Here is a 15696-nt window from a genome sequence, read left to right as displayed (position 1 = left end):
TGAGACGGAGAAATCTGTTTCATGCAGCAGCCCCATACTTTAGTGCATAAGAGAAAAGAGAAAGGGGAAGCACGGTGATTCATCGTTATAAAAATAATGGCTATAACATTGTGCTGGATGTAAACAGCGGTTCTGTACATGTGGTGGATGAACTGGTGTATGACATTATTGGACTTTTAGATGAGGGTAAAGCCCAGGAAGAAATCTGCCAGACGATGGAGGCAGATTATAAAAGAGAAGAAATCAGTCAGGCTCTTAATGAGATCCAGGAGCTGAAAAATCAGGGAATGCTCTTTACAGAAGATATTTATAGAAAGGCAATCGACCATTTTAAAGAAAGAGAGACAGTAGTAAAAGCATTGTGTCTTCACATTGCCCATGACTGTAATCTTGCCTGCCGGTACTGCTTTGCAGAGGAGGGAGAGTACCACGGCAGAAGAGCTCTGATGTCCTATGAGGTGGGAAAACAGGCTCTGGATTTTCTTATCGCCAATTCCGGAAACCGGGTAAATCTGGAAGTAGATTTCTTCGGCGGTGAGCCTCTCATGAATTGGGACGTGGTAAAACGTCTGGTAGAATATGGAAGAGAACAGGAAAAGCTTCATAATAAGAAGTTCCGTTTTACACTTACCACCAATGGAGTTCTCTTAAATGACGAGATCATGGAGTTTGCCAATAAAGAAATGGCAAATGTGGTGCTGAGCATTGACGGGCGAAAAGAAGTACATGACTTTATGCGTCCTTTCCGTAAAGGGGCCGGCAGCTACGATCTGGTAGTGCCGAAATTCCAGAAATTTGCCAAAAGCAGAGGGGAAAAGAGTTACTATGCCAGAGGAACCTTTACCCGTCATAACCTGGATTTTTCACAGGATGTCCTTCATCTGGCAGATTTGGGCTTTGACCAGATTTCAGTAGAGCCTGTAGTGGCAGATGAGAAAGAAGAGTATGCCCTGAGGTGGGAAGATGTGCCAAGAATCTGTGAAGAATATGATAAACTGGCCCAGGAGATGATCAAGAGAAAGAGAGAAGGAAAAGGTTTTAACTTTTTCCATTTTATGATAGACCTTACAGGAGGTCCCTGTGTGTATAAGCGGCTTTCCGGCTGCGGTTCAGGTACCGAATATCTGGCCGTGACGCCCTGGGGAGACTTATATCCCTGCCACCAGTTCGTAGGGGAAGAAAAGTTCCTTATGGGCAATGTATGGGACGGCGTGAAACGGGATGACATACGGGAAGAATTCAAAGACTGTAATGTCTATGCAAAGGAAAAATGTCAGAAGTGCTTTGCAAAATTTTACTGCAGCGGCGGCTGTGCTGCTAATTCCTACAATTTCCATGGCTCTATCAATGATGTTTATGACATTGGCTGTGAGCTTCAGAGAAAAAGAGTAGAATGCGCCATTATGCTAAAAGCAGCAGAAGCGGAAGATGCAGAAGAAAATAATCAGTAAAGAAGGGAAAAATCATGAAGAAAAGCAGAGGCGTACTGGTCCTGGTGCTGACAGTGATCGTTACAGCACTTTTGATTTTTACGTCAGCAGTGGGCTGGGGTCCGACAGGAACAGGAGCTGCAAAGAATATTAACACAGGTCTGGACCTGGCAGGAGGCGTAAGTATTACTTATGAAGCTTCCGAAGAGAATCCAAGTGCAGACGACATGTCAGATACCATCTATAAGCTCCAGCAAAGAGTGGAGCAGTACAGCACAGAATCTCAGGTTTACCAGGAGGGAAATAACCGTATCGTCGTGGAGATTCCCGGGGTAACCGATGCTAACGCTATTTTGGAAGAGCTGGGTAAGCCAGGCTCTCTGTATTTTATCGCACAGACTGATGCAGATGGAAATCAGAATTATACTCAGAATAGCCAGACAGGCGAATTTGAGCTGAACAAAACTATTGAAGAACTTCAGGAAGACGGAAGTATCGTCCTTACTGGAACTGATGTTAGCGACGCCAGAGCTGTGGTAGGTCAGGATGATCTGGGAAACAATACACAAAATGTGGTCAACCTGTCTCTGACAGAAGAAGGAACCAAAAAATTTGCAGATGCTACAGCAAAAGCTTATGAGAATAATGAGAGCATCGGTATTTATTATGACGGACATTTTGTAAGCGTACCAAGTGTAAATGCGGAAATTACAGATGGACAGGCTATGATCGAGGGTATGGAAGATGCCCAGGAGGCAGAAGAGCTGGCATCTACCATCCGTATCGGCGGCCTGAACCTGGAGCTTTCTGAACTCCGTTCCAGCGTGGTAGCTGCACAGCTGGGCCAGGAGGCCATCTCTACCAGCCTGCTGGCAGCAGCCATCGGTCTGGCGCTGATCATTTTATTTATGATCTTTGTTTACAGGATTCCGGGATTTGTTGCCGGCATAGCCCTGGTCATCTATGTATGCCTGGACCTTATTGCGTTAAATGCCTTTGACCTGACACTTACCCTTCAGGGAATCGCAGGTATTATCCTGTCTATCGGTATGGCCGTAGACGCAAACGTTATTATTTACGCCCGTATCCAGGAGGAGATCGCAGCAGGAAGAAGTGTCCGGACTGCTTTGAAGAATGGTTTCAGCAAAGCCTTTTCTGCTATTTTTGACGGAAACGTTACGACACTGATCGCTGCTTTTGTATTGAACTGGCTGGGATCCGGTACCATTAAAGGCTTTGCTCAGACCCTGGCCCTTGGTATTGTTTTATCTATGTTCACAGCCCTGGTGATTTCCAGACTGCTGATCAATGCCATTTATGCCGTAGGTGTTCGCAATGAGAAGTTCTATGGAAAACGTAAAGAGAGAAAACCTATTCCCTTCCTTCAGAAGAGAAAGATTTTCTTTATCGTCTCTGCTGTTCTGATCATTTCAGGACCTGTGGGAATGGTCGCCTACAATGCTGCTACAGGAAGTCCTCTTAATTACAGTCTGGAGTTCCAGGGAGGTACTTCTACAAACGTAACCTTTAACGAAGAACTTTCCATGGACGAGATTGATTCCCAGGTAGTGCCGGTGGTGGAAGAGATCACAGGTGATGCCAATGTCCAGGCTACTAAGGTAGTAGACAGCAATCAGGTCATCATTAAGACTGTGACCCTGGACGTGGATCAGAGAGAGGCTCTGGAGCAGGCTCTGGTGGACGACTTCGGGGTAGATGCATCTACCATTACTTCAGAAAGCATTTCCTCCACAGTCAGCAGTGAAATGCGCAGAGATGCAGTCCTGGCTGTAGCTGTGGCCGCAGTTATGATGCTTTTTTATATCTGGTTCCGGTTTAAAGATATCCGCTTTGCCAGCAGCGCGGTCCTTGCCCTGCTTCATGACGTATTGATCGTGTTTGCTTTTTATGTACTGGCAAGAGTCTCTGTGGGCAATACCTTTATCGCCTGTATGCTGACGATTCTGGGATATTCTATCAATGCTACCATAGTTATCTTTGACCGTATCCGGGAGAATCTGAAGACAAACAAAGTGAAAAATGATAAGGAGCTGGAAACACTGGTAAATGCCAGCATTACTCAGACCCTGACAAGAAGTATCTATACTTCACTGACCACTTTTATCAGCATCTTTATGTTGTTCCTGCTGGGAGTATCTTCCATCCGGGAATTTGCTCTGCCTCTTATGGTAGGCATTGTCTGCGGCGGATATTCTTCTGTCTGCCTGACAGGCGCTATGTGGTATGTGATGAAAACGAAAATCAAAAAAGCAAAATAGATAAAATGCGGGAGCTGCCCCATGGAATATTCCTGATATGTGTTCTATGGGACAGCTTCTTCTTATTTACAAAAGGATAATAAGAGACAGAGGAGAATTTGTTATGGAAAAGTGGGTTGTATCTGCTAAAAAGGCGGATTTTCAGGAAATCGGGAAAAAATTCGGCGTTGACCCGGTAATTGCCAGGCTGATCCGGAACCGTGACCAGATTACAGATCAGGAAATCGATACATACCTTCATGGAAAACTGTCCGGTCTCCATTCCTGGAAACTGTTGAAAGGAATGGAAGAACTCCTGGATAAACTGACAGAAAAGATCCGGGAAAAGAAAAAGATACGGATCATCGGAGATTACGACATTGACGGAGTGTGCTCCACCTATATACTGCTGAAGGGACTTACCAGAGCCGGGGCCCTGGCAGATGTGGATATTCCAGACAGGATCAAGGATGGTTACGGGATCAGCCGGGAGCTTATTGATCTGTCAGAAGAAGCAGAAGTGGATACTATTATTACCTGTGACAACGGCATCAGTGCCATAGAGCAGATTGGCTATGCAAAAGAACTGGGGATGACAGTGCTGGTTATAGACCATCACGAGGTGCCCTATGAGGAAGAGGAGGGCCAAACTGTCCGCAGCATCCTTCCCCCGGCAGATGCCATTGTAAATCCCAAGCAGCCGGACTGTACCTATCCCTTTAAGGGAATCTGCGGCGGTATGGTAGCTTTCAAGGTCATCCAGGGGCTTTATGAGAGAATGGGAATACCGGAAAAGGAGATAGAGGAGTTGATTCCATTTGCTGCCATTGCCACAGTGGGAGACGTGATGGATCTGACAGATGAGAACCGGATTATTGTAAGAGAAGGACTGAGAAGGCTGCAGAATCCTGAGAATGAAGGATTAAAAGCCCTGATCCGTGTCAATAATCTGGAAAACAGGGAAATTTCCGCCTACCATATTGGATTTATCATTGGCCCCTGTATGAACGCCAGCGGAAGGCTGAGCACAGCCAAACGGGCCTTGAGACTTCTTTTGGCAGAAGATCCAAAAGAGGCAGCTACATTAGCAGAAGACCTGAAATCCTTAAATGACAGCAGAAAAGATATGACGGCCAAAGGAGTGGAAGAGGCAGTAGAGATGGTAGAGCATACGGACCTGAAAAATGACCGGGTATTAGTAATCTATCTTCCTCACTGTCACGAAAGCCTGGCAGGAATTATTGCAGGCCGGGTGAGGGAGCGGTATGTACGCCCCACATTTGTTCTTACAAAAGGCGAGGAAGGGGTGAAAGGCTCAGGCCGTTCCATAGAGGCTTATCATATGTTCCAGGAGCTGGTGAAATGTAAGGAACTTCTCACAAAATTCGGGGGACATCCCATGGCAGCGGGCCTGTCCCTTCCTGAGGCAAATGTGGAGGCTTTTCGGAGAAAGCTGAATGAGAACTGTACCCTGACCCAGGAAGACATGACGGAAAAAATTGTCATTGACGTGCCTATGCCTATGTCCTATGTGACTATTCCCCTGATCCGGCAGCTTTCCCTTCTGGAGCCCTTTGGAAAAGGAAATACAAAACCTGTATTTGCTCAGAAGGATATGAAGGTGCTGAATTTTCGGATCCTGGGTAAAAACCGGAATGTGGTAAAGATGAACCTTTCTGATGATTATGGGTTTCGGGCAGAGGGAGTCTGGTTTGGAGACGGGGATGAGTTTGCAAAGCGGCTTCAGGAGAAAGAAAAATGGGATATGATCTATTATCCTTCTGTAAATTCCTATATGGGAAGGGACAGTATAGAGATGATCATACAGAATATCCGATAAATAATTTGCGTATGGGAAAAAAAGATGTTATACTAAAATCTACATATTAATTTAGTAAAAGACATTATTCGATATAAAAGGATGGAGATAAGATGGGCAGTTGTGAAAAGAAAAGTATTGAAGACTATATTGTCAGTATTCCCGACTTTCCAGAGAAAGGGATTATTTTCAGAGACGTGACCAGCGTTCTTCAGGACCAGGAGGGGTTTAAGCTGGCGATAGATTCTCTTCAGAAACTTTTGGAGGGAGTAGATGTAGATGTGATCGCTGCGGCGGAGTCCAGAGGATTTATTTTTGGAGCGCCTATCGCATACAATTTACATAAGCCATTAGTATTGATCCGCAAAAAAGGCAAGCTTCCAAGAGAAACTATAGAACAGAGTTATGAACTGGAATATGGCAGCGCGGTTCTGGAAATGCATAAGGATTCCGTTAAGCCGGGACAGAAGGTTGTGATCATTGATGATCTTATGGCTACAGGGGGCACGGTGGAAGCAGCTGCCAAAATGATAGAGAGATTAGGAGGAAAAGTGGTAAAGATGATTTTCCTCATGGAACTGGCAGGACTGAAAGGAAGGGATAGACTGGCAGAATATGACGTGGCATCTGTAATCCGTTATGAAGGCAAATAGAAATCAGGTGATAATCATATGGAAGAAAGAAGAGAATCAACACTGCAGAAAGATGAAATAGAGAAGATTAAAAAGGCAGATGCCAGCGTAAAAGCAATGGAGGACTTCACCAGTCCGGATGTCTTATATGATGAATTGATATCCAGTGTGAAAAAGTATCATCCTTCCACGGATATCACCATGATCGAGAAGGCTTTTAACATTGCCAACAACGCCCATAAGGGACAGGTGAGAAAATCCGGGGAACCTTACATCATACATCCCCTTTGCGTGGGTATTATCCTGGCAGACCTGGAGTTGGATAAAGAGACCATTGTGGCCGGGCTCCTCCATGATGTAGTGGAGGATACGGTGATGACTTCAGAGGAAATCCGGCAGGAGTTCGGAGACGAGGTAGAGCTGCTGGTGGACGGTGTTACCAAATTGGGACAGTTAAGCTATTCTGCAGATAAGGTAGAAGTTCAGGCAGAAAACTTGAGGAAGATGTTTTTGGCTATGGCTAAGGATATCCGGGTTATCCTTATCAAGCTGGCAGACCGGCTCCACAATATGCGGACTTTGAAATATATGCCGCCGGCGAAACAGAAAGAAAAGGCCAGAGAGACCATGGACATTTACGCGCCCATTGCCCAGCGGCTGGGTATTTCCAAGGTCAAGATCGAGCTGGATGACCTTTCCTTAAAATATCTGAAGCCGGAAGTTTATTATGATCTGGTGGATAAAATCAACCTGAAAAAAAGTGAACGTCAGGCCTTTATCGACCAGATTGTAAATGAGGTCCGGCAGCACATCGACAATGCCGGTATCCATGCACAGATTGACGGCAGGATCAAACATTTCTTCAGTATCTATAAGAAAATGGTGAATCAGGATAAGACCCTGGATCAGATATACGATCTGTTTGCCGTACGGATTATCGTAGACACAGTGAAAGACTGTTATGCGTCGCTGGGAATCATTCATGAAATGTATAAGCCTATTCCAGGACGGTTTAAGGATTACATCGCCATGCCCAAGCCCAATATGTACCAGTCATTGCACACCACGCTGATCGGTCCTAACGGGCAGCCTTTTGAAATACAGATCCGTACCTTTGAAATGCACAGGACGGCGGAATATGGTATTGCCGCCCACTGGAAGTACAAAGAAGTATCCAATAATGGCAAAGCTACTGTCACTCAGTCAGAAGAGGAAAAAATGAACTGGCTCCGCCAGATCCTGGAATGGCAGAGAGACATGTCAGATAACAAAGAATTTTTAAGTCTTTTAAAAAGCGATCTGGATCTGTTTTCAGAAAGCGTGTATTGTTTCACACCGGCGGGAGATGTAAAAACCCTGCCGAACGGCTCTACTCCCATTGATTTTGCTTACAATGTACACAGTGCTGTGGGCAACAAGATGGTTGGAGCCAGAGTAAACGGAAAACTTGTACCCATCGAATATGTGATCAAAAACGGAGATCAGGTGGAGATCATTACTTCCCAGAACTCCAAAGGCCCCAGCCGCGACTGGCTGAAAGTGGTGAAGAGCACCCAGGCCAAAAATAAGATTAACCAGTGGTTCAAACAGGAATTAAAAGAAGACAATATCCTGAAGGGGAAGGAAATGCTGGTTCAATATGCCAAGATTAAGGCAGTTACTCTGAGCAATATCCTGAAACCCAAATATCAGGAAGCAGTTATGAAAAAATATGGTTTCCGGGACTGGGATTCTGTTCTGGCAGCTTTAGGCCACGGAGGTCTGAAGGAAGGGCAGATCATCAACAAGCTCCAGGAGGCCTACAACAAAGACCATAAAGCAGAGCTTACAGACGAGAAGGTTCTGGAGGCTGCAGCAGACAATAAGGAAAAACTTCACATTGGCAAAGTAAAAGGCGGAATTGTAGTAAAAGGAATCCATGATGTAGCCGTGCGATTTTCTAAATGCTGCAATCCGATTCCGGGAGATGAAATCGTAGGATATGTGACCCGTGGAAGAGGCGTGACCATTCATCGGACAGACTGCATCAATGTGATCAATATGTCTGAAGATGACAGACACCGCCTTATCGATGCTGAGTGGCAGGCACCGGATAGCACAGCAGGGGAACGGTATATGGCAGAGCTGAATGTATATGCCTACAACCGTACAGGTCTTATTGTAGACATTTCAAAAATCTTCACAGAAAGAAAGATCGATATCTCTGCCCTGAATACAAGAACCAGCAAGCAGGGAGTGGCGACTATTGATATCTCCTTTGAAGTAGCCAGCAAAGAGGAATTAAATGGTATTATCGAGAAAATCCGCCAGATTGAAAGTGTGAAAGATATCGAACGTACTGCAGGATAACTAAGGGAGACAGAAATTATGAAAAATCTCATATTGAGAGGAATTGTAGTTGGTCCGGTACAGACCAACTGCTATTTTCTCAGGAACAAAACAACAGGAGAGATACTGATCATAGATCCGGGAGCACAGGAGGAACGGATCCAGGCGGCCCTTGCAAAATTAGAAGGAAAGCCCGTGGGAATCCTTCTGACCCATGGCCATTATGATCATATCTGTGCAGCTAATGAGCTGCGGGAATATTATAAAATACCTGTCTATGCCCCGAAAGCAGAAGAAAAGCTTATGGAAGATCCTATGGGAAATCTTTCCGGAGCCTGGTCAGGAACGCCTTATACCGTGAAAGCGGATCAGTGGCTGGAAGACGGGCAGGAAGAGATCCTGGCAGGCTTTTCTGTCACAGTTCTTCATACCCCTGGTCACACTTCCGGTTCCTGCTGTTACTGGCTGAAGGAAGAAGGGGTGTGTATGTCAGGGGATACTGTTTTCTGCGGTTCCTGCGGCAGAACAGATCTGCCCACAGGCAGTATGAGCCAGATGAGAGACAGCCTTCACCGGCTTTTTGAAATCCTTCCAGAGGAAACCCAGATTTTCCCTGGACACGGAGAAGAGACGGATGCTGCTTTTGAGAAGGCTCATAATCCATACTTATAGAAAGAAAATATGAGAAGAGACAGTAGGAAATGATAGGAATTTCTTTTAATAAAAAAGAGTTTGAATACGACGCTTATACTCTTGTAAAGGCCTTTTATCCCAAAGAGGAAGTTAAGATGTACTGTACCTTAGAGGAAGAAAAGCCCAAAGATTATGAAAAGCTGGTTTCTATTTCTTATGGGGACCAGGTAGTCATAGGAGTCCATACCAGGGATCAGACCCTGGAAGATGCAGCTCCCTATGATGAGGGGGAAGACAGAAAAAAAAGAAAAAACATCTTGAAACAGATTCTTTATAAGCTGCTGGTACAGGAAACAGGACATACCCTCCCCTGGGGAAATCTGACAGGGATCCGTCCTGTGAAGATCGCCATGGGACTGATCGAAGAGGGAATGACCAATGCCCAGGCCGCAGATTATATGAGGAACACTTATTTTACAAGCAATGAGAAAACGGCGCTGGCCATCGCCATTGCCAACAGAGAAAGGGATATCCTGAAGGATATAGACTATCAGAAAGGATACAGCCTGTATGTGGGAATTCCCTTCTGCCCCAGTATATGTCTTTACTGCTCTTTCAGTTCTTCTCCACTGGAGAAGTGGAGAGACCGGGTAGATGACTATCTGACAGCTTTGCTGAAGGAACTGGACTTTATCGCCCAGGCTATGAAGGGCAGGCCTTTAAACACCATCTATATAGGCGGGGGAACGCCAACTACACTGGAACCGGATCAGCTCCGGCGGCTTCTGGGCCACATACAGGAGAAATTTCCTGTAGAGGAAGTTTCAGAATATACCATTGAGGCGGGAAGACCGGACAGCATTACCAGAGAGAAACTTTTGGCTATTCGGGAATTTCCTGTGACCAGGATTTCCGTAAATCCTCAGACTATGAACCAGAAAACGTTGGAGCTTATTGGAAGAAAGCATAGTGTGGAGGATACCATAAAAGCCTTTTTACTGGCCAGGGACTGTGGATTTGACAACATCAACATGGACCTGATCGTGGGACTGCCGGGAGAACATAAGGAAGATGTGGAACACACCCTGGAAGAAGTAAAAAAACTCCAGCCAGACAGCCTTACGGTCCATTCCCTTGCCGTGAAGAGGGCGGCCAGACTGAATATTTTCCGGGACCAGTACCAGGAGATGGAGTTTGAAAATAACCAGGAGATCATGGATATGGCCATGAAATATGCCTATGAGATGGACATGGGCCCCTATTATCTCTATCGGCAGAAAAATATGTGCGGAAATCTGGAAAATACAGGCTTTGCAAAAGTTGACAAAGCGGGAATTTACAATATACTAATGATGGAGGAGAAACAGTCTATCATGGCGGCAGGAGCCGGGGCCTCTACTAAATTTGTGTTCCGGAACGGGGAACGGATAGAGAGAGCGGAGAATGTAAAAGATGTTACTAATTACATAAACCGCATCGACGAGATGATTCAACGAAAAAAGGTCGGGATTGACACATGGCTGAAAGAAATATAAAAATGATTGATTATGATCTGATGTCGGTGATCAGCCATGGCATTACAGTGAGCAATCTGGCTTATGAGGTAGGAGAAGCCATGGCGCTTCCCAAGGACCAGTGCTACGAGCTGGCTCTGGCGGGAATCCTTCACGATATCGGGAAACTTAGGCTTTCCAGGTACGTGTCCGGCACAGAAGATCCTTTAGTGGTGGAAGAGATCAAATATGTCCGCCGTCACCCTCAGCTTGGCTGCGAGGCTCTTCAGAATCGGGGATATTCCAGTTTTGTGCTGGAGAGTATTTATTATCATCATGAGAACTATGACGGCAGCGGCTATCCCCAGAATCTTCGGGGAGAAGAAATTCCTTTGGGAAGCCGGATCCTGAGAGTTTGCGACACCTACGCAGCTCTTACAGAGAAAAGACCTTACCGGGAGGCTTTTGACCCGGAGACAGCCATACGGCTGATGATAGATGAGATCAAAAATTTTGATATGCAGGTGTTTCTTGCGTTTATGAAAGCGGTCCACAAAGATGACCAGGAAAAAGAGAGGAGAATAGAACAATGCAGTTAAAGAAAAAACCAGTAACAGGCATGAAAGATATCCTGCCTCAGGAGATGGAAATCCGTGACTATGTAATCGGATTGATCAAGGAGACCTACAAACAGTTTGGATTTACTTCCATGGAGGCTCCCTGTGTGGAACACATCGAGAACCTGACCAGCAAACAGGGGGGAGATAACGAAAAGCTCATCTTCCGTATCCTGAAAAGAGGAGAAAAATTAAGAATTGAAGAGGCAAAATCCCAGGATGATCTGGTAGACAGCGGACTTCGCTATGACCTTACTGTGCCTCTGTGCCGTTTCTATTCTAACAATGCCAATGAGCTGCCTCAGCCTTTCAAAGCTCTGCACATTGGAAATGTATTTCGTGCAGACCGCCCCCAGAGAGGCCGGTTCCGTCAGTTTATGCAGTGTGATATTGATATTCTGGGTGACCCTACTTTCCTGGCTGAGATCGATGTGATCCTGGCAACTTCTACTCTTGTAGGAAAACTGGATTTTGACAGCTTCACCATCCGCATCAACGACAGAAGGATCCTGAAGGCTATGGCTGCCTACAGCGGATTCCCGGAGGATTCCTTTACTCAGGTGTTTATTATCCTGGATAAGATGGACAAGAACGGTATGGAAGGCGTTGCAGCGGAATTGGAAGAGTCTGGCTTTGCAAAGGAGAGCGTGGAAAAATATCTGGAGCTCTTTAAGACCATGGGAGCCGGAATAGATGGAGTAAAATACTGCAAAGAAAAACTGGAGGGATTTCTGGACCCGAAAGTGGCAGATGACCTGACTACGATCATCGAGTGTGTAATGGAGGCAAAAACTGCGAACTTTACACTGGAATTTGATCCTACTCTGGTAAGAGGTATGTCTTACTATACAGGACCGATTTTTGAAATTTCTATTGATGGATTTTCCGGAAGCGTAGGAGGCGGTGGCCGTTATGATGAGATGATCGGCAAATTTACAGGCACGCCTACTCCGGCTACAGGATTCTCTATTGGATTTGAGCGTATTGTTATGCTTCTTATGGAGAAGGGCTTTAAAGTTCCTGGAACAAAGGAAAAGAAGGCTTATCTTCTGGACAAAAAACTTTCCCAGGAAAAACTTCTGGAAGTTATGAAGAAAGCTGCCAAGGAGCGGAAAGAAGGCCAGAGCGTAAATATCGTATATGCTAAGAAGAACAAAAAATTCCAGAAAGAGCAGCTTGCCAATGAAGGCTATTCTGTGATCGAGGAAGTATATAACGACTAAAAGGAACAAAGAAGGAGATTTTATGCCATGGCAGAATCAATGAAGGGGCTGAAAAGAAGCCATAGATGTGCAGAGGTGACAAAGGCAGATATCGGCAGCACCGTTACTTTAATGGGATGGGTGCAGAAAAGCAGGAACAAAGGCGGGATTGTCTTTGTAGACTTAAGAGACCGTTCCGGTATCATGCAGGTGATCTTTGAAAATGGAGAAATTGATCAGGAAGTATTTGAAAAGGCAGGAAAGCTGAGAAGCGAGTTTGTGGTTGCCGTTGTAGGACGGGTAGAGGCCCGTTCCGGCGCAGTGAATCCCAACCTTCCTACAGGAGAGATTGAGGTACGGGCCAGAGAGCTCCGTATTCTTTCCGAAGCACAGACACCTCCCTTCCCTATTGAAGAGAACAGTAAGACCAGAGAGGAAGTAAGACTGAAATATCGTTACCTGGACCTGAGGAGACCGGATCTTCAGAAGAATATGATCCTTCGTTCCAGAGTTTCTACTCTGGTACGTCAGTTCCTGGCCAATGAGGGATTTCTGGAGATTGAGACACCTACACTTATTAAGAGCACCCCTGAGGGAGCCAGGGATTATCTGGTGCCCAGCCGTGTGCATCCTGGAAGTTTTTATGCCCTTCCTCAGTCACCGCAGATTTTCAAGCAGCTCTTGATGTGCTCTGGCTATGACCGGTATTTCCAGCTTGCAAGATGCTACAGAGACGAGGACTTAAGAGCAGACCGTCAGCCTGAGTTTACCCAGATCGACATGGAGTTGTCCTTTGTAGACGTAGATGATGTAATTGATGTAAACGAGAGAATGCTGGCCTTCCTCTTTAAGGAAGTTCTGAACGTGGAGGTTCCTCTTCCTATCCAGAGAATGACCTGGCAGGAAGCTATGGACCGCTTCGGTTCCGACAAGCCGGATATCCGCTTTGGCATGGAGCTTACCGATGTGTCCGAAGTGGTGAAGGACTGTGAATTTGCAGTATTTAAAGGTGCTCTGGAAAATGGCGGCAGTGTTCGTGGTATCAATGCCAAGGGACAGGGAGCTATGCCAAGAAAGAAGATCGACAAGCTGGTAGAGTTTGCCAAGGGCTACGGCGCCAAGGGACTGGCTTATATTGCCATCGGCCAGGACGGCACAGTGAAATCTTCTTTCGCTAAGTTTATGAAAGAAGAGGAGATGACCGCTCTTATCCAGGCCATGAAGGGAGAGAACGGTGACCTTCTGCTCTTTGCGGCAGATAAGACCAAACTGGTCTGGGATGTGCTGGGCGCTCTTCGTCTGGAGCTGGCAAAACAGATGGAGCTTCTGGACAAGAATGAGTTTAAGTTTGTATGGATCACAGAGTTCCCTCTTCTGGAGTGGTCTGAGGAGGAGAATCGTTTTGCGGCTATGCATCATCCTTTCACTATGCCTATGGAAGAGGATCTGCAGTATCTTGATTCTGATCCGGGAAGAGTCCGGGCAAAAGCCTATGATATCGTGTTAAACGGAAATGAGATCGGCGGCGGCTCTGTCCGTATTTTCCAGGATGATATCCAGGAAAAGATGTTCGAGGTTCTGGGATTCACTAAGGAAGAGGCTTATAACCGTTTCGGCTTCCTTCTGGATGCTTTCAAATACGGTGTGCCTCCTCACGCAGGACTGGCCTATGGTCTGGACCGTCTGGTAATGCTCATGGCAAAGGAGGATTCTATCCGGGACGTTATCGCTTTCCCGAAGGTGAAAGACGCCTCCTGTCTGATGTCAGAGGCTCCTGACGTGGTAGACCCCAAGCAGCTTGAAGAGCTGGGCATTGCGGTAGTGGAAAAAAAAGAGCAGGAGACAGAAGAAAAGAAAGATATGTAAAATGATAAAAGAGACCGGGAGAGGCGGCTGCCATATTCCCGGTCTTTTATCATTGTTCACTGTATATCTTCTGAAACGGAAGATATTGCAGAAGGAATATCTCCAAATACAGCTTCTGCTATATTGGAATCCATCTGAATCTTCCAGTTTATGCCATCATTATAAAGAGTTACGGCAATATTTTTGGAAGTAACAGTTTCATTATCTTCAATACAGGAAAGAAGAAGTTCCCTTTCTTTCTCCCGCCTTCCCTGAGCTCCAGCAGAGAGGGATTCGGAAGTTTTCAGCCATTGGGTCAGCCGCTCTTTGTAAGAAGTCAGAATACTTTCAAAGTCAGGGCTTGTGACAGAGACCTGAACAGCAGCGGTACTGCCCTCCTGTTCTTCTTCTGTAATTTCATAGTCGAAAGCCTTATCAATCTGTTGTGCAATAGCCATGGACAGAGAATTATTGTAGGAATCGTCTGTTTCTACCAGATGGTCAAGAGACAGATAAATTTTCAGCTGTTCGCTGTCAAAGTCTTTAATCGTACCAAAATGGGCATCTACGATTTCAGAGGGAGAGAGGAGCTGAGCATCTGACATATAAGAGGCAAAGTTGCCAGTTAGCAGGCTGTCCAACTCTGCAGTGTGGACAACTTTCCAGGTATCCCCTTCTTTTTCCAGAGAAATATCAGCTTCAGATGTTTCCATATCGTAATCTTTTTCTTCAAGAAGCTCTTTCAGAAGCAGGCAGGAGTCGTTAAGTGAAAATTCTACTTCCTGAGGACTGGCATCCAGCTCTATCTGCTTTTTCAGAAGAACAAGAGAGTAGTCTTTTGCCAGGCTGTAGGCATCAATGGTAGTTATGGCTGTCTTTGCCGTTCCAGTACCTTTTTCCTCATCTGTCTTTACGTTTTTTACTTTAAAAGAAAAATCTTTATAAAATAGCGAAAAAATATTTCCGATTTCTTCTGCCGCTTCTTCGGTGTATTGAGAAGAAGGCAGCAGTTCCTGAGTATCTATGGTGTTCTGGATTGTCTGGATGTCAGAGCTTTGCAGTTTTTTTAGCTCCTCTTCCACTGATTCTTTGGCAGCCCGTTGGCTTTTGGAGGTGCATCCGGTCAGAAGACAGAGTCCCAGTACCATGCCCCCCAGGAGAACCTTTGCTTTTTTAAAACCCATGTTTTTTCTCCTGACACTGATCTGTAAAGTTTTCAGGATCCCGAAAGTGTAAAGCAAAAACGAAATCCCAGGCGTCATAAGCCTGGAACCATTTTATCAGAGTTGGAAAAAACATGCAACTGTGGAATTGTTTCGGCAGTTTTGAAAGGTAAAAATATATCTGCCTGCTTTAGGATGGAGAGTTTTCTAAAAAAACGGGTTATCTACATTCTCCGGCTTTTCCATTGGTTTTATCCACTTCCATTGGAAAGACCT

The 15696-nt window shown here is 45.6% G+C and carries 11 protein-coding genes; 10 read left to right on the top strand and 1 reads right to left on the bottom strand.

Going from position 1 to position 15696, the window contains the following annotated elements; genetic code table 11:
* Positions 1-74 precede the first annotated feature (74 nt).
* The 10 genes from scfB (at position 75) to aspS (ending at position 14278) form a co-directional block, all read left to right on the top strand.
* The gene (gene scfB, locus B5G33_RS06010; protein ID WP_087273132.1) at positions 75-1451 is read left to right on the top strand and encodes a thioether cross-link-forming SCIFF peptide maturase; all 1377 of its coding nucleotides are present in this window, start codon (positions 75-77) and stop codon (positions 1449-1451) included.
* 14 nt (positions 1452-1465) lie between these two features.
* Positions 1466-3709, top strand: a complete 2244-nt coding sequence (secD, locus tag B5G33_RS06005) for a protein translocase subunit SecD (protein WP_087417034.1) — start codon at positions 1466-1468, stop codon at positions 3707-3709.
* A gap of 103 nt (positions 3710-3812) precedes the next feature.
* Positions 3813-5528: a single-stranded-DNA-specific exonuclease RecJ gene (gene recJ, locus B5G33_RS06000; RefSeq protein WP_087417138.1), complete on the top strand. Its 1716-nt coding sequence runs from the start codon at positions 3813-3815 to the stop codon at positions 5526-5528.
* Between the two features lie 92 nt (positions 5529-5620).
* A complete protein-coding gene (locus B5G33_RS05995) occupies positions 5621-6160 on the top strand; it encodes an adenine phosphoribosyltransferase (protein ID WP_087273126.1) in 540 nt (179 codons plus the stop codon).
* 18 nt (positions 6161-6178) lie between these two features.
* On the top strand, positions 6179-8488 hold the full coding sequence (locus B5G33_RS05990; RefSeq protein ID WP_087273123.1) for a RelA/SpoT family protein: 2310 nt from the start codon (positions 6179-6181) through the stop codon (positions 8486-8488).
* 18 nt (positions 8489-8506) lie between these two features.
* Positions 8507-9139 carry an MBL fold metallo-hydrolase gene (locus B5G33_RS05985; protein ID WP_087417033.1) on the top strand — a complete coding sequence of 211 codons (633 nt, stop codon included), beginning with the start codon at positions 8507-8509 and terminating at the stop codon, positions 9137-9139.
* Between the two features lie 29 nt (positions 9140-9168).
* Positions 9169-10635 (top strand): coproporphyrinogen dehydrogenase HemZ, encoded by a 1467-nt coding sequence (gene hemZ, locus B5G33_RS05980; RefSeq protein WP_087273117.1) that lies wholly within the window; start codon positions 9169-9171, stop codon positions 10633-10635.
* Positions 10617-11192, top strand: a complete 576-nt coding sequence (locus B5G33_RS05975; RefSeq protein WP_087273114.1) for an HD-GYP domain-containing protein — start codon at positions 10617-10619, stop codon at positions 11190-11192. The genes hemZ and B5G33_RS05975 overlap by 19 nt, the downstream gene beginning before the upstream one ends.
* Positions 11183-12433 carry a histidine--tRNA ligase gene (gene hisS / locus B5G33_RS05970; protein ID WP_087417032.1) on the top strand — a complete coding sequence of 417 codons (1251 nt, stop codon included), beginning with the start codon at positions 11183-11185 and terminating at the stop codon, positions 12431-12433. The genes B5G33_RS05975 and hisS overlap by 10 nt, the downstream gene beginning before the upstream one ends.
* A gap of 27 nt (positions 12434-12460) precedes the next feature.
* Positions 12461-14278 (top strand): aspartate--tRNA ligase, encoded by a 1818-nt coding sequence (aspS, locus tag B5G33_RS05965; RefSeq protein ID WP_087273108.1) that lies wholly within the window; start codon positions 12461-12463, stop codon positions 14276-14278.
* Positions 14279-14334: 56 nt separating this feature from the next.
* Here the strand turns inward: aspS and B5G33_RS05960 are convergent, their stop codons facing one another.
* Positions 14335-15441, bottom strand: coding sequence for a hypothetical protein (locus tag B5G33_RS05960; protein WP_087273105.1), 1107 nt, complete (start codon positions 15439-15441; stop codon positions 14335-14337).
* Positions 15442-15696 lie beyond the last annotated feature (255 nt).

Origin of the sequence: Blautia sp. An81 (genome assembly GCF_002161285.1) — a bacterium.
Lineage (GTDB): Bacteria > Bacillota > Clostridia > Lachnospirales > Lachnospiraceae > Blautia > Blautia ornithocaccae.
The sequence above is the reverse complement of the archived record's forward strand: the minus strand, read 5'-3'. Positions and strand labels throughout refer to the sequence as shown.